This window comes from Priestia megaterium, from assembly GCF_046599315.1.
In the GTDB taxonomy this organism is placed as follows: Bacteria; Bacillota; Bacilli; order Bacillales; family Bacillaceae_H; genus Priestia; species Priestia megaterium_F.
Genome location: NZ_JBKIKC010000002.1, coordinates 718,885 through 734,066 on the forward strand (window position 1 = coordinate 718,885; position 15,182 = coordinate 734,066).

The 15,182-nt window shown below is 39.7% G+C and carries 13 protein-coding genes; 4 read left to right on the forward strand and 9 right to left on the reverse strand.

Going from position 1 to position 15,182, the window contains the following annotated elements; all coding sequences use genetic code 11:
• Positions 1–44 precede the first annotated feature (44 nt).
• The 6 genes from ACLHDF_RS11020 to ACLHDF_RS11045 all read right to left on the reverse strand — a co-directional run bounded on the left by ACLHDF_RS11020 (position 45) and on the right by ACLHDF_RS11045 (position 9,374).
• Positions 45–218 carry a Fe3+ hydroxamate ABC transporter substrate-binding protein gene (locus ACLHDF_RS11020; protein WP_413918881.1) on the reverse strand — a complete coding sequence of 58 codons (174 nt, stop codon included), beginning with the start codon at positions 216–218 and terminating at the stop codon, positions 45–47.
• A 93-nt stretch (positions 219–311) separates the two neighbouring features.
• Positions 312–3,341, reverse strand: coding sequence for an efflux RND transporter permease subunit (locus ACLHDF_RS11025; protein ID WP_413918882.1), 3,030 nt, complete (start codon positions 3,339–3,341; stop codon positions 312–314).
• A gap of 331 nt (positions 3,342–3,672) precedes the next feature.
• The gene (locus ACLHDF_RS11030) at positions 3,673–5,010 is read right to left on the reverse strand and encodes an MFS transporter (protein ID WP_413918883.1); all 1,338 of its coding nucleotides are present in this window, start codon (positions 5,008–5,010) and stop codon (positions 3,673–3,675) included.
• 130 nt (positions 5,011–5,140) lie between these two features.
• Positions 5,141–6,547, reverse strand: coding sequence for a sodium:solute symporter (locus ACLHDF_RS11035; RefSeq protein ID WP_413918884.1), 1,407 nt, complete (start codon positions 6,545–6,547; stop codon positions 5,141–5,143).
• Positions 6,548–6,613: 66 nt separating this feature from the next.
• A complete protein-coding gene (locus tag ACLHDF_RS11040; RefSeq protein WP_413918885.1) occupies positions 6,614–7,930 on the reverse strand; it encodes an aspartate aminotransferase family protein in 1,317 nt (438 codons plus the stop codon).
• Between the two features lie 73 nt (positions 7,931–8,003).
• Positions 8,004–9,374, reverse strand: a complete 1,371-nt coding sequence (locus ACLHDF_RS11045) for a sigma-54 interaction domain-containing protein (RefSeq protein ID WP_413918886.1) — start codon at positions 9,372–9,374, stop codon at positions 8,004–8,006.
• A gap of 191 nt (positions 9,375–9,565) precedes the next feature.
• Here ACLHDF_RS11045 and ACLHDF_RS11050 point away from each other — a divergent pair, with 191 nt between their 5' ends.
• The 4 genes from ACLHDF_RS11050 to ACLHDF_RS11065 all read left to right on the forward strand — a co-directional run bounded on the left by ACLHDF_RS11050 (position 9,566) and on the right by ACLHDF_RS11065 (position 13,882).
• Positions 9,566–10,372, forward strand: coding sequence for a MurR/RpiR family transcriptional regulator (locus tag ACLHDF_RS11050; protein ID WP_413918887.1), 807 nt, complete (start codon positions 9,566–9,568; stop codon positions 10,370–10,372).
• A 26-nt stretch (positions 10,373–10,398) separates the two neighbouring features.
• Complete coding sequence (locus ACLHDF_RS11055) at positions 10,399–11,226, forward strand: GNAT family N-acetyltransferase (RefSeq protein WP_413918888.1); 828 nt, start codon at positions 10,399–10,401, stop codon at positions 11,224–11,226.
• Positions 11,223–12,332 (forward strand): o-succinylbenzoate synthase, encoded by a 1,110-nt coding sequence (gene menC, locus ACLHDF_RS11060; RefSeq protein ID WP_413918889.1) that lies wholly within the window; start codon positions 11,223–11,225, stop codon positions 12,330–12,332. The genes ACLHDF_RS11055 and menC overlap by 4 nt, the downstream gene beginning before the upstream one ends.
• 194 nt (positions 12,333–12,526) lie before the next feature.
• Entirely contained in the window at positions 12,527–13,882 is a 1,356-nt protein-coding gene (locus ACLHDF_RS11065; RefSeq protein WP_413918890.1) for an arsenic transporter, read from the forward strand.
• 511 nt (positions 13,883–14,393) lie between these two features.
• Here ACLHDF_RS11065 and ACLHDF_RS11070 read toward each other — a convergent pair.
• From ACLHDF_RS11070 to ACLHDF_RS11080, 3 genes are all read right to left on the reverse strand, one after another.
• Entirely contained in the window at positions 14,394–14,597 is a 204-nt protein-coding gene (locus ACLHDF_RS11070) for an IDEAL domain-containing protein (protein WP_413918891.1), read from the reverse strand.
• A gap of 49 nt (positions 14,598–14,646) precedes the next feature.
• Positions 14,647–14,814 (reverse strand): Fur-regulated basic protein FbpA, encoded by a 168-nt coding sequence (locus tag ACLHDF_RS11075; RefSeq protein ID WP_251394943.1) that lies wholly within the window; start codon positions 14,812–14,814, stop codon positions 14,647–14,649.
• Between the two features lie 166 nt (positions 14,815–14,980).
• Positions 14,981–15,182 (reverse strand): aldo/keto reductase (locus tag ACLHDF_RS11080; protein ID WP_413918892.1); only part of this gene is annotated, 202 nt, incomplete at its 5' end.

Below are 15,182 nucleotides of genomic sequence, written 5' to 3' on the forward strand. Positions count from 1 at the left end.
ATATAATATGTCAATATTTTGAAAAGAGTACTGTTGCATTTGACTCATTTTTTTGTTTTTTCAAAGCAGTCCACGCATACAAACTGCGCTTCTTGATGTAAAAAAGCTTTAATTTCGGTCATGCCTCTTTTATTTGGATACTTCATCCGCACCCATACCTCTTCACCCGGCTGAATTTCTTTTTGACAAACAGAACACTTCTCTTTTATCTCAAACATATCATCCCTCCATCCCTTTGTATAACTATACGTTTTACTAGCCAAAAGGTTTCATAAAAAAGCCCGCTTAAAATAAGCGGGCTTTTGTACATTTTATAGCGGCGTTACATCTTCCTGCTGTTTTTGCTGTATTCTTTGCTTTTTCGATTTTCGAAAATGAAGCAGCTCATACACAACCGGAATAACTACAAGCGTAAGAAGAGTGGCAACAGCCAATCCCCCAATTACGACGACTGCTAGACTTTGAGAAACAAGGCTTCCGCTTTCGCTTTGTTTAAATAAAAGCGGCAGCATCGCACAAATCGTAGCAGCAGACGTCATAACAATTGGACGCATACGTGTAGCGGATGCCTCCACAATCGCATCGCGCATAATCATGTGCTTTTCATTTTGCTTCACTCGGTCTAATAGCACAATTGCATTGGTCACAACAATACCAATCAGCATCAATGCTCCTAATAAAGCCGTTACGTCTACTGGAATACGGCTGATTAATAAACCTAAAACGGCACCAATCGCCGCAAGCGGAAGTGAGAATAAAATCGCAAACGGCGTGCGGATTGTTTTAAACGTAATCACCATAATTAAGAACACAATACCAATCGAAACAAGCATCGTAATAAACAAGTCAGAGAAATCTTCTCCTTGCTGAGTGCTTGCTCCGCCTATTACAACGTCAACATCTTTTGAAATCGATAGTCCTTTACTCTTCCCATCTCCAAAAATCGTTGTTTGAATATCTTTATTAATCTCTGAAAGCTTTTCCGGGTCTACATCCGCTGTTACTTGAATATATGGGTCTCCATTTTTATGAAACTGATTTGTTGGCTTTTCATCTTGCTTTAATGAAGCCACTTTTGAAACAGGTGATGCTCCAGTTTCCGTCATAATAGAAATATCTTTTAACCCTTGAGGTGATGTTGGATTTAGGACAGATTCAAGAAAAACGTTTGCTTGTTTTCCTTCTAAATCTACTGTTCCAATTGGCGTTTTGTTCAGCATAACGCCAAGCTGCTGCGCTACTTGCTGAGTATTCGCTTTTGTTGGATCTACGTCTAAAGAGTAAATGGTTTTCTTTTCGTCTTGGTTAGTAGAAACTTTGTCTACTCCTTTTATATCGCTAATTTCTTTCTTAATGCTGTCTGCTGTCTTTTCTAACTTGTTGATGTCGTTTCCAATCACATCAACGGTAATAGAAGTAGTGGACGCTCCCATGAGTGAAGCAGCACTTACGCTAAGATCTCCTCCGTCATAAAGTTTCTTTTGATTTTCAATTCGTTTCATCAGCAAATCAATGTTTTCACTGTCTTTTACTATAATCGTATACGTAGCTTCAGTAGGCGAACCAACGTCTCCCCACTTTGCTCCTTCGTCTGTATTACCAAGCTGCATATATACATCTTTTACTTCTTTTTGAGCTAAAATATAGCGTTCAAGCTGCAGTGACTTTTCTTCAACGGTTTCAATTGGCGTATTATTTGGATAACTTAACGTTGTGCCCACAAAGTCGGACGAAGAGTTATCAACCGTTCCTTTAGGCATCATCGTGTAGGCGCCAATGGATCCTACAAATAAAAGCAGCGAAAGCAGCAGCACAACCCACTTATGATTAAGTGACCACGTAACAGCCTTTGTAAAACGAACCGGCTGTTTGTGCTTGCGAAGTTTTTCATTTTTTAATAATCCGGCGCTCATTAACGGCACAACGGTAAGTGCCACGATTAATGAAGACAGCAGCGAGTACGTCAGCGTTAAGGCAAACGGAAGCATAAAGTCTTGAAGCCCTCCGTTTACAAGGCCGATTGGCAAAAAGACGGCCACTGTCGTTAACGTAGAAGCGGTAATAGCAGAGCCTACTTCTTTTGTCGCGTCAATAATTAGCCCAAGCGAAAACTCTTCTTTTTGCATTTTCCGAAAGATGTTTTCAATGACAACGATGCTATCATCTACCAATCTCCCAATCGCTACCGCTACTCCTCCAAGCGTCAAAATATTGAGCGTGACGCCTGATTTGGATAGTAAAAACAGCGTAAAGCAAAGCGATAAAGGAATGGATACAATTGTAATAAACGTAGAGCGAACGCTGCGTAAAAACAGCATGATTACAACAGTCGCAAAAAATGCGCCGAGCAATACTTCTTTCATCATTGAATGAACAGAGTTTTGTACGCTGTCACCCGTTGCAAAAAATACAGAAGCATCCACATTGTTATAGTCTTTGCTGATTTGTTGAGACAGTTTTTTTACTTCTTTTGTAATGCTGACGGCGTTTGAGTGACTGTCTTTCGTAACAATAAGTAAAAGTGCATCTTTTCCGTTAATATGCGTCACGACGCCTTCAGGCTTTTTTACTTCTACTTTTGCAAGGTCGCCCAGTTTTACATTCGGTACAACCGGAAGCTTTTTCACTTTATCCAAGCTGTCAATTTTACCTGTTACATTGATATTGCTCGACTTATTGTTAATGACTTTTTCGCCGACTGCAAGTGACGTGTTTTTACCTTCTAACACGCTGATGACTTTATCAATGGTCACGTTTTTTTCGGATAATTTTTTATTATCAACTTTAATAGACACGTAGGAATCTTCTGTTCCATACGTTTGAACACTAGCAATGCCTTTAACGTCTTTATATTTAGGAATTAATTTTTTCTCTGCAAGATCCAGGTTGTCTCTTGTTAATCCTTCTTTAAATGTGAGTGATATATCTGCGATGGGAATCATAGAGGTGTTTAATTGAATAACATTAGGTTTTGATACATTGGCTGGAAGCTGTACGGAAGACAGCGCTTCTTGGACGTTAGTTTTTGCTTCTTTCATATCCGTTTTGGATTCAAATAAAATATCGATTTTAGAATAGCCGTCTCCTGTTGTTGAATACACATTGCTTTTTCCTTTAACACCGGCTACCGATTCTTCAATCGGTGACGTAACTTGTTTTTCCATCGAGTCTGCATCCGTTCCTTGCCCCATAACCACTACTGACACTTGAGGCTGATCAGCGGTCGGCAAGAATTCCATCGGAAGTGTAAAATAACTAATAACTCCTAAAGCTAAAATTAAAATAGACATAATCGTGATAGCCGCTTTGTTTTTAAACGACCATTTGGTGAGCCATGACATGAAATTTCCCCTTTCACTTTTTCGTACGAACTCAGTTAAACATTTCTAAAATATGCTAAATAACCACTAAATTATACCTAATGATTCTTACCATTTAAAGACTTATTTTTGTAAAAAGTCCCATTATTTGAACAAAGTCGTTTATGTATATGCTTTTGGTTATATAATCAGTCTCTTTACAGCACAAAAAAAAGACGCCGATACCCGGCGTCCCACATGTAGTAAGTGAAAGAAGAAGAAGAATATGCCTACGATTTTTTAGGCAATTCTATGACCTTATTTGGTTTCTTCCCGTTTTTTTATGAAATAAACATATTTAGCACAAATTCCCTTAACTAGCAGCTCGATTGTGCTTTGATTCGGCCTCGTTTTGAATCTTTAATGACGTTAATAAAGCCACTATGCTTCCTGCAAAGCCAAATAAAAACAAGTGATGAATACCTGCCATAAAGCTTCCGCCTGAAGTCAGCAAAGCACCCATAATGGTAACGCCGATTGCTGTTCCCATGTTTCTGCAAAACATAAAAAATGACGTAGAAATACCTCTTTCATGTCCTCCTACTAATTGCTGCACACCAATGACTCCAACCGTAGAAAGCAATCCAAACGATAGTCCTTGGACAATCATAACGCAAAACACATAGAAGAAACCGTGACTTTCATTTAGCATCATCAGCAGCGTTCCTGATCCAACCAGCAGCACATTCCCAATTAACAAAAGCTTTCTGTAGCCGTGTTTTAATATCCATTTACCCGCAGGAACAGACACAGACATCCAGCCGACCGCTGTTCCTAACAGCGCAACTCCGCTCATAAACAGTGACAAATGCGCCACTCGCTGCAAAAATAACGGAATGTAGCTCGACGTACCGAATAAAGCTACTGTTCCAATAAACGCATTGATATTAATCCATGACAGCGTTTTGTTTTGGAACATAGACAGCGGTACAATCGGAGAAGCATGTTTTCGTTCATGCAGATAAAAAATGACTAGTAAAATAAGTCCAACGACTGTATACACAACTCGGTTTTGTTCCACTACTGTAACAAGTAGGAGTGACGTAACACCCGCTCCAAATAAAATGGCACCGATGTAATCGACTTTTGCTCTTTTCGGCTCATAGCTTTCTTGGTACGGCATTAACGTAAGAAATGACACGATACATACCGGTAAATTAATAAAGAAAATCCATCTCCACGTTAAATAATCCACAAAAAAAGCGCCTAAAAGCGGAGCTAACACAGCTGATAATCCCCACATTGTTGTAAACAGCGCCTGAATTTTCCCTCGCTTCTCTACGGGAAATAAATCTCCGGCAATAATAGCTGGAAACGCCACCATAAACCCGGCTCCTATCCCTTGAACCGCACGGAAAAGAACAAGCTGAATCATCGTATTTGCCACGCCGCAGAGCATCGAACCAATTAAAAAAGCAATAATTCCAAACCCAAATACTTTTTTGCGGCCAAATAAGTCCGATAATCTCCCTGCTACTGGAGATAAAATTGTACTTGCAATCATGTACGAAGCAAACGACCACGCGTACAAATCAAACCTTCCCAGTTCTTTTGCAATGACGGGCATCGTTGTATTCATAATCGTTGAATCAAGCGAAGCCACTAGCATTGCCAGAACAATACTAACCATTACGGATGTTCTGCTTTTCATTTGACAATCTCCTTATCTCTATAATCTGAGCGTCTAGTTTACTCCTCCTTGCCGTTTGTTGTCTATATTTATGCACACAAAACGCTAAAAAGCTTCTCACTTTACTATGAGAAGCTTTTTACCTGCTTATTCACATATCTTCTTGAACTTTCTCTTGATCAGATAGTTCTTTGTTTCGAGCCATAACCGCAAACCCTGCCATTACAATGATACTGCTTGAAATACCATATAAAATTGGAGTGGTAGAAGAAAGTCCTTCAATCAATAGACCTCCAAGTACCACTAGCGTACTGACAACAATCGCTGAAACTCCGGCTTTTGAATGAATGTCTTTCCAAAACAGCGACACAACAAACGGAACAAAAATCGCTCCTGATAAAATAGCATACGCAACGTCTAAAGCGACAAGCACATCTTGAATCCAAAGAGCAAACACAATAGCAAGGATGCCGACAATAAGCGTATTAACGCGCGTTAAGATTAAATAATTTTTCTCTGAAATATTTTTAAGCCACACTTTTTTAATAATATCGTTACTAATGAGCGTAGAAGACGCAAGCAGCGTTCCTGAAGCAGTTGACATCAGCGCCGAACAAACACCTGCTAGTACTAAGCCTAATAATCCTTGAGGCAGGATCTGAACGGCAAGCGTCGCAAAAATGCTTTGACTGCTTTCTGCATTTGGCAGCAGCAAATACGCACACATCCCAATCACACTTCCCGCAATCGCATAGGCAATGCTGTACACCCCTGCAAAAATGGAGCCGTTTTGCGCAATTTTTTCTGTTCGCGCCGTGAATACTCGCTGCCAAATATCTTGAGAAACTGCCATACCAAGTGTATACAAGAGGAAATACTGAAAGATTTGACCGTATCCAATGGATGAAAAATCAAAATAAGATGTCGGCAAATCTCCGGCAAGCGCTTTGAGTCCTCCTGCTTCTGATACGCTCATTGGAAGCATAAATCCAAAAATCGCCACCGTCATCACAACAAACTGAATAATATCAGTAACCGTTACGCTCCACATTCCGCCTAAAATCGTGTAGAACAGAACAACTGAACCGCCAATTAACATTGATGTTGTCATGTTCCATCCAAGCAAAGCATGAATGATCGTTCCCATTCCAATAACCTGAGTGACCGATACCATTAATGTATAAATAGCGGCAACAACTGCACTGATAATCTGCGCTTGAGCGTTATATCTTTTTCCTAGCAGTTCACTGATAGTGGTTACTTTTAAAGCCGAAATCCGCTTGATAAAAATCGTGCCAAGCGTAATGATTCCAAGTCCAATCATCGTCACAAACCAAATACCAGACAGCCCGTGCTCATAGCCAAGCTGAGCCGTTCCAATCGTCGATGCTCCCCCTAAAATAACGGCAGACAAACACCCTAAATACATAAACATCCCTAAGTTTCGTCCGGCTAAAATAAACTCTTCCGATGACTTTGCTTTTAACGAGCCAATAATACCAGCTACAATCAATACGCCAAAATAGACAAACATAACCGTCATATCCAGTCCGTTCATAACAGATTCCTCCTTAGTATAGGTCAATCTATCTTTCCCTGAAACAAAGAGCTGCCTTGATCTTAATTAGATCATGTTAAGGCTTGTGATTTCTGTCAGTGCTTCATCCAACACGCGAAGACCGGCATCAATTTCTTCTTTTGTAATGGTTAACGGAGGAATCATTCGAATCACTTCTCCGCTATTTCCGCAAAGGTAAAACAGCACGCCTTTTTCCAAACATTTGTCTAAAATCTCAAGAAGAAGATTTCCGTCACCTTGCTTTGTTGTTGGATTAATAATTTCAATTCCAATCATTAGCCCTACTGAACGAATGCTTCCGATGACTTCATGCTTCGCTTTTAAATGCTGAAGCTGATCCGCTGCATATTTCCCCATTGCTTTTGAGTTTTCAATCAGCTTTTCTTCTTTTAATACGTCCAACGTCGCAAGCGCCGCTGAACAAGCGATGGGATTGCCTCCAAAAGTTGTGCCGTGTGTACCAATCGGCCACTTTTCCATTAGCTGTTTTGAAGCCACGGTAGCACTTAGCGGCAAGCCTGATGCTATGCCTTTTGCGATTGCCATAATGTCAGGCGTCACGTCAAATGTTTGAGCTGCAAACCACTCTCCGGTGCGTCCAAAACCGGTTTGCACTTCATCAAAAATAAGCAGAATTCCATGTCTGTCGCACACTTCTCTTATTTTTTGCAGCCACGCTTTCGGCGGGATCACGTAGCCGCCTTCTCCTAGAACCGGCTCTACAATCATGCACGCCACTTCTTCCGGCGTTACTTGATGCTTAAACAAGGTGTCAAAATCTCTTTCTAGCTTTTCCACGCAGTAGATTTCCGGATCTTCTCCTCTTGGACACTGATTCACGTCTGCATAAGGTACTTGATATGCTAAGCCCGACGGCTGAAGAAATTTCCGGTATTTGCTTTTCGATGTGGTTACGCTAAGCGCTCCTAGAGAACGGCCGTGAAAGCAGCCCGTAAACGAAACAGCATAAGGTCTTCGCGTAACATACTTGGCTAGTTTTAACGCTCCTTCTATTGCTTCAGTTCCGCTGTTGGCAAAGAAAAAGCAGTCCAAGCCTCCTGGCAATACTGTTTTTAATTCTTCCGCAAGCTGTAAAATTGATTCGTACATAATAACACCTGACGGGCCGTGCATAAGATGATCAGCGCTATCTTTAATCGCTTGTACAACTTTAGGATGACGATGACCTGTATTAGCTGTTGCAATACCTGACGTAAAATCCAAATAGGTTTTTCCGTCCGCTCCGTAGTAGTAGCAGCCCTCTGCTTTTACCACCGGTAAATTAGGGTGATCTTTGGCCATGCTTGGTGCTAGTAAATCTGGTAGACTGTTCATTAACTGTGTAAGTGATGCCTGCGTCATATGACTTCCTCCTCGCAATCTATCAAGTAATGTGTTTGTACTTGTTTTACATGCAAAGAGCGTGCCAAAGACGTTAAAAAACAGAATGTTTTTTTAATTTTCTAACAACTGAAGGCTGACTGATTCCGAGTGCTTTACCTATTTCTGTTGTGGTTTTATATTGTTTTTTCGCATTTATTAATATCTCTTTTTCCAGCTCGTTTAACGCGTCGTTAAGCTTCATTTCCCGATGTTCTTCAACGTGCTGAATTCGTTTTTTTTTATGCAGAGAATGCGGCAAATGCTCCATTGTAATCAACGTTTGTGAAGACACGACCACCGCGTGTTCAATCACATTGATTAACTCTCGTACGTTTCCTTTCCACTCGTGTGCAAGCAGTGCGTGAATAACCGCATTATCAAACGTTCTTTTCCGGTTATATTTCTTTTCAAACTGCTCGGCAAAATGTGTAAGCAGCGGGAAAATATCTTCAGGACGCTCGTTCAAAGATGGAATGGTAATCGGTACGACACTTAAACGAAAATACAAATCTTCTCGAAATTCTTTTTCAGCTACGGCTTTTTCTAAATCTTTATTCGTCGCTGCAATTAAGCGAAAGTCCACGGTTTTAGGCTTTCTTCCTCCAACGGAATAAAACTGTTTTTCTTGAATCAGCTTTAAAATTTTCACTTGATGAGCCGGTGACAGCTCCCCCACTTCATCTAAAAAAAGCGTACCGCCATCTGCTAATTCCACTAGTCCCACCTTTCCATTTTTAGATGCACCGGTAAAAGCCCCCGCTTCATAGCCAAAGAGTTCAGCTTCAAATAAATGATCCGGAATCGCCCCGCAGTTCACTTCAATAAATGGACCTTTGCTTCTTGTACTTTTGTTATGTATCAGCTTGGCTAAGTGCGTTTTTCCTACTCCGGATTGCCCTAAAAGTAGAATATTTACGTCTACATTCGAAACGTGAACAGCCGTGCGCAGAACGTGCTGCATCTTGTCGCTGTTGCATACAATTCCTTCTGTTGATAGATTTTGGTTCCTCAGCAGCATAAGCTCGCTTTTTACCCGCTGCATTTCGCCTTCCATCGCATCAAGATATGTCTTCATTTCCATTAGCTCCGTCACATCATGAGAATAACTGACGATTCTTTTAATCTCTCCTTTTTCATCTTTTACAGGAATGCCCGTAACGAGCACTTGCTTGCCTTGTTTAGTGGTTTGTACAAGCGTAATTTTCTTCTTTGTTTCAAGCACAATTGGCGTGACGATTGGTGTAAACAACCCTTGTTTTTCAAGCTCATAAACAGACTTTCCCAAGAGTTTTTCAGCTTTTACATCGTAAATATTTCCCGTTCCTTCATGTATTCGGACAATGATGCCTTTTTCATCCGTCACAAGCAAATCATCTTTTAATGAATGAAGGATCCACTGATTTTCATTCCATTCTGGATTCATGTATGTTCCCCGCTTCCTTATTCATTTTTGAATAAAATATAATTCGTTTTTAAATAACTTCATTTATTTTTGAATAATCAATTTATTATATCATGAGTACTTCTTTTTATTTTAAACCAGCAATTGAAATGAAGTTAAAAATGCATTAATATATTTTCATGAAGTTATAACTTCTTTTTTCAGGAGGCTATATGAATCAATCATTTCAAGAATTAGTTAAACATAAATTTCCGGACCTTTCTCGCGGTCAAAAAAAAGTGGCAGAGTTTCTCGTCAATTTTACGGAAAAAGGCTCGCTATACACGGCTGGACAAATTGGCAAAGAAGCGGGTGTCAGTGAAACAACCGTTATTCGTCTAGCCTATGCGCTTGGGTTAAACGGGTTTTCAGATTTGCAGGGGTTAATGCGAAACGAATGGCTTTCTTCTACTGATTCAAAAGAAGCAGCTAGCCAGCATTCAGCCGATTCTGCAGCGGAAGAAAAGAAACTCTTCGGTGAATGGCTCTCCCCTGTTGACGAAAAGGAATTAGCTCAAGCTGTAGATGCGCTTATAAACAGTGATCAAGTGTATATTGCCGGTTTCCGTGAATCTCATACGGCAGCTTACTGGCTGTATTATAAAATGAATCAGCTTCGCAATCATGTTCTTTTATCTTTTCCAACAGGATTTTTGCTTGAAACGCTATGTAATCTCACTAGTGCATCAACCGTTGTCGTGTTTTCATTGCCGCGGTATACAAAAGAAGCCCTCGAAGTAGCTCAGCAAGCTAAAAAACAAGGAGCGAAAGTGATTGCCATTACAGACCGCCGTTTGTCTCCAGTAGGGCAAATCGCTGATATCACACTTTTAGCCGGTACAACCGAACATATTTTATCGCTTCTTGCGCTATCTCAAGTTGTAATCAGCAGCATGCAAAAAAAAGATGCTAAGACGGCTGGAAAACGACAGGAACGCTTGGAAAAGCTCTATGCCGAGCAAGGCATCTTTTTAGAATAAATGATAAAAAGAAAGGAAGTAAACACATGACTGAAGCCTTAACGATTCGTTCACTTACCACAATCAATGAACTAGAAGACGTACGCACATTAGAAAGCCGCGTCTGGGGAAAAGAAGAAGCCACGCCCGTTCACCAAACTTTGACCGCTGTTAAAAACGGAGGTCTTGTTCTCGGTGCGTTTCTGAATGAAAAGCTGATCGGCTTTCAATATAGTTTTCCAGGGTTTGATGGAGATTGCGTCTATTTATGTTCTCATATATTAGCAGTTGACCCTGCCTATCGCAGCATGGGTATCGGGGCTAAGCTTAAGCATGCGCAGCGGCAAGAAAGTAAAAAAAAGGGTTATTCATATATTAGCTGGACGTACGATCCGTTAGAAAGCGCCAACGGGTATTTAAATATCGGAAAGCTTGGAGCCGTTTGTTCTACGTACATTGAAAACTGCTATGGAGACATGAACGACCCCTTAAATGCCGACTTGCCTTCTGATCGATTTGTTGTAGAATGGGCATCTGCAGAGGATACAAAACGAGGTCAGCCTCTCTATAAGCCAGATCAAATAATGGACGCATCGCTTATTCACTGGACATTAACGGATGAAGGGTTTCCTTCTGTTACAGAGATTGATGAAAAAGTGTTAGGCCGTGATATCGTATCTGTAGCCATTCCGTCTGCTTTTCAGCAAATGAAAGAAGCTTCTCCTTCTCTTGCATTGGACTGGCGGATACGTACAAGGCGCGTATTTCAAACATGTTTTGCAAAAGGGTTTGAAGTAACGGACTTTATGAAGCATCCAGGGAGCAACGGACCCGTTCATTTTTACATTTTAACGAAAAGAGAGGTGCAAAAATGAACATCAAACAGGTCATTTTACGGCACTTAAAAATGGACTTACTTCATCCATTTACCACAAGTCTTGGAAAAGAAGTAGATCGAGATTTTATTTTAGTAGAAATTCAAGACGAAGACGGGCGGTCCGGCTGGGCTGAATCTGTAGCGTGCGCAGATCCTTTTTATAAAGAAGAAACGCTCAAAACAAACTGGCACATCATGGAGGATTTTTTAATTCCCTTGCTTCAACATCAGGACATTCAGCATCCTGATGAAGTATCTGAACGCTTTGCTCATATTCGAGGCAATTACATGGCAAAAGCGGCTTTAGAAGGCGCCGTTTGGGATTTGTATGCGCGGAGGAAAAACCTCTCTCTATCTAGAGCCTTAGGAGGCAGTAAAAGTCAAATTGAAGTCGGGCTTAGCGTGGGCATTCAGCCTACGATTGACGAAACGCTTCGAAAAATTGAAGCCGGCTTGAATGAAGGATACAAGCGAATAAAAATTAAAATTAAACCGGGCTGGGATCTTAATCTCACGCGCGCGGTTCGAAACGAGTTCCCTTCAATTCCACTCATGGTTGATGCGAACTCTGCTTATACACTTGCAGATCTTGATCACCTTTCTCAGCTTGATGAGTTTGATTTAATGATGATCGAACAGCCGTTAGCTCATGATGATTTAATCGATCATGCTGAACTACAGGCCCGCATGCGCACGCCAATTTGCTTAGATGAAAGCATTCATTCAGCTGAAGACGTTCGAAAAGCTATTAAACTCGGAAGCACACAAATTATTAATATTAAAATTGGACGAGTAGGCGGACTGACAGAAGCCAAAAAAATTCATGATCTTTGTCAGACTTACGGTGTGCCCGTATGGTGCGGCGGCATGCTGGAATCAGGCGTAGGGCGCGCACATAATATTGCCATTACCACGCTTGCCAATTTTACGCTTCCTGGAGATACGGCCGCATCTTCTAAATACTGGTCACGTGATATCGTTCACCCGGAAATCACAGTTGACAACGGTATCATTTCTGTTCCCGATATACCAGGCATTGGCTATGAACCTGATTATGACCAGATACAAGCGTTAACTTCACATAAAAAAATCTATACTTGCTAATCTTGAAGCCTGCTTTTAAGCAGGCTTTTTTTAGGCTTCTCTCCCGAGATGATACGTGCCTTGGCAAGATAAACAAACATATTAGCAAAAATGGTCTTATGCACAATCCTTATAGTGATAAATGAATATAAATAGAGTGTAAGGGACATGCAAGGGTATATTCGTTACAAATTTTAGAAGAAAGGAGCATACTGATGAATATTGAAATTGGAATTGCCATTTTCGTGTTTACAATGACAATGCTCGTTATTTTTTGGAGGCCAAACGGCATTAACGAAGCATGGCCGGCAGCCATAGGAGCAGCCATTATTCTACTTACAGGCATTGTATCCGAATCAGATATCGTTGATATTTTTGGAAAAATAAGCGGCGCTTCTATCACCATTATTGCCACCATTGTCATGGCCGTCATATTAGAAAGTTTCGGTTTCTTCCACTGGGCAGCTGCAAGACTAGTGAGTTTATCCAAAGGCTCAGGGTATCGATTATATTGGTACATTCAACTGCTTTGCTTTTTAATGACTTTACTATTTAATAATGACGGCAGTATTTTAATTACCACTCCAATTTTAATTCTACTTTTGAAAAACCTTCAGCTAAAACCCCATCAGCAGATCCCCTACCTTTTAAGTGGAGCGCTTATTGCTACCGCTTCCAGCGCGCCTATAGGTGTAAGTAATATTGTCAATTTGATTGCCTTAAAAATTGTTCATATGTCGCTTTATATGCACACCGCAATGATGTTTGTGCCGGCGACACTTGGTTTATTATTTATGTCTTGGCTCATGTATACGGTCGTAAAACGCCATTTGCCAAAAAAACTGCCGCATGCTTCAAAAGATATAGAAGAAAGTTTCTTTACGAAACAGTTTCATCCCTTAAAAGGAAGCATTTCTGTTGAAACAAAGCGTAAACGCACACAATTTATGCTGAAAGTTTTATTGTTTGTGTTTGTCATGCGCTGTCTCCTATTTGTTGCCTCTTATTTAAATATACCAATCGAATTGGTTGCTGTACTAGGCTCACTGATTTTACTCATTTGGAGATGGTATCATTTACGTACAAATCCAATTGATATTTTAAAGAAAACCCCGTGGCACATTTTCGTTTTTGCTTTTTCAATGTACGTTATTATTTACGGTCTTCATAACGTTGGGTTGACAGAGCTACTGGTGAAAATATGCGAACCAATTGTAAACCGAGGGCTTTTTGAAGCAAGCTTTATCATGGGAGGACTTGTTTCCATTCTTTCTAACTTGTTTAACAATCACCCTGCCCTAATGGTTGGAACCATTACCTTGACCGAAATGGGGCTCGATCCTATTACTCTTAAAACAATTTACCTTGCTAATATTATTGGAAGTGATATGGGCTCGCTTTTATTGCCGATTGGAACGCTGGCTTCTCTTATTTGGATGCATATTCTAAAAGAAAATAATATCAAAGTGAAATGGAAAGATTATTTAAAAGTATCGCTTATCGTTATCCCACTTACCACCATCGTTACTCTTTTTCTCTTATTTTATTGGGTTCAGCTCATTTTTTCTTAATACGGATTTATAAGACGGATTGTACTCTTTTGAAGCTTACAGTCCGTCAGAAATAAACAAGTGTTTTTTTATAGATAGACAGTCACCTAATAAAAACATTTTTTTACATTCACTAATTATTTAGAACAATTTAAAAAGAAAATCAATAAATATATTGAATCGAATTTCGTTCGTGTGATAAGATATAGTTATATTGTTACTTTAACAATACATAGAGCGAATGAAATAGAAAATATGCAGATGCATAGAACTTTCTAAACCCCACACGCAACACTTAGAAGGTGACATTCATTTTCTCAGTAACACCCATACCTTTCTGAAAAGAGTGAGTACATTAGACTTACTCTTTTTGTCTGTTTAATAGAGGAACGTTTATAAAACTTTATACACTTTTTATTTAAAGCCTTTATTTGCAAGCAGACGACAAAAAAACAGGTAACTAAGCATGCCGCTCTTTACCTGTTTTTATATGCTAAAATGATTAAATCAAATTCTATCATGCAAACACACTTTAAGAAATTGATTTTAATTCTTCAATTAATTGAAAAAATTTCTCTTTGTTTCTTTCTTCTAATGTTTGATCTACTTCACGTAAAATTTGATCTCTTCTAAAATCTCGGATAGCCTTATTTAATACCATTTTAGCAAATATAGAATCGAGGATATCCGTACGGATGGGCTGCGAGTCTGTCGGGTGCTTTTCGATATAAATCAACTCCTATCCTTTCCTCTATTATAACAAATTCTAGCAATGTATCAAAATTTCATTCCGATATACGCTGCTGTGAAATAGCTTCGTATTCTGTTTCAAGTTCTTGAAGCGTAAGCTCATATAACTGCTTGTTTCCTTTTTTATAAACCCCTGCATCCAGCAATAAATCAATCATTGATGTTTTTTTACATTGTATGTGAGAGTAAGCTTGTTTTGTCATCGTTACACCGCCTATTTTACACCTAAAAATAAAATGATTTCTCTATCTTTCACGACCTTTCTTTATCATATAGCCCGTCCTTTAGCTTACTGTGAAGAAATTATTAAATTTATGTAATAACGCATATAAAAAAGACAGAGAGAAACTCCCTGTCTTGGTTCTTCTATTAAAAATCAAAGTTATCCGGATCTGGACCTACTCGGTGATTTTGATTTAATCCATCAATTTTACTTACGTCTTCAGCATCCAATTCAAAATCGAATAGCGATGAATTTTCAACAATACGATGTTCTTTTGTCGATTTTGGAATTGTTACAACTCCGTTTTGCAGATCCCATCGCAGAATAATTTGAGCAACTGATTTACCG

Bases quoted from the DNA above. Each gene is read 5' to 3' on its own strand.
- ACLHDF_RS11020 (WP_413918881.1), bottom strand. From the start codon at position 218: ATGTTTGAGATAAAAGAGAAGTGTTCTGTTTGTCAAAAAGAAATTCAG.
- ACLHDF_RS11025 (WP_413918882.1), bottom strand. From the start codon at position 3,341: ATGTCATGGCTCACCAAATGGTCGTTTAAAAACAAAGCGGCTATCACG.
- ACLHDF_RS11030 (WP_413918883.1), bottom strand. From the start codon at position 5,010: ATGAAAAGCAGAACATCCGTAATGGTTAGTATTGTTCTGGCAATGCTA.
- ACLHDF_RS11035 (WP_413918884.1), bottom strand. From the start codon at position 6,547: ATGAACGGACTGGATATGACGGTTATGTTTGTCTATTTTGGCGTATTG.
- ACLHDF_RS11040 (WP_413918885.1), bottom strand. From the start codon at position 7,930: ATGACGCAGGCATCACTTACACAGTTAATGAACAGTCTACCAGATTTA.
- ACLHDF_RS11045 (WP_413918886.1), bottom strand. From the start codon at position 9,374: ATGAATCCAGAATGGAATGAAAATCAGTGGATCCTTCATTCATTAAAA.
- ACLHDF_RS11050 (WP_413918887.1), top strand. From the start codon at position 9,566: ATGAATCAATCATTTCAAGAATTAGTTAAACATAAATTTCCGGACCTT.
- ACLHDF_RS11055 (WP_413918888.1), top strand. From the start codon at position 10,399: ATGACTGAAGCCTTAACGATTCGTTCACTTACCACAATCAATGAACTA.
- menC (WP_413918889.1), top strand. From the start codon at position 11,223: ATGAACATCAAACAGGTCATTTTACGGCACTTAAAAATGGACTTACTT.
- ACLHDF_RS11065 (WP_413918890.1), top strand. From the start codon at position 12,527: ATGAATATTGAAATTGGAATTGCCATTTTCGTGTTTACAATGACAATG.
- ACLHDF_RS11075 (WP_251394943.1), bottom strand. From the start codon at position 14,814: ATGACAAAACAAGCTTACTCTCACATACAATGTAAAAAAACATCAATG.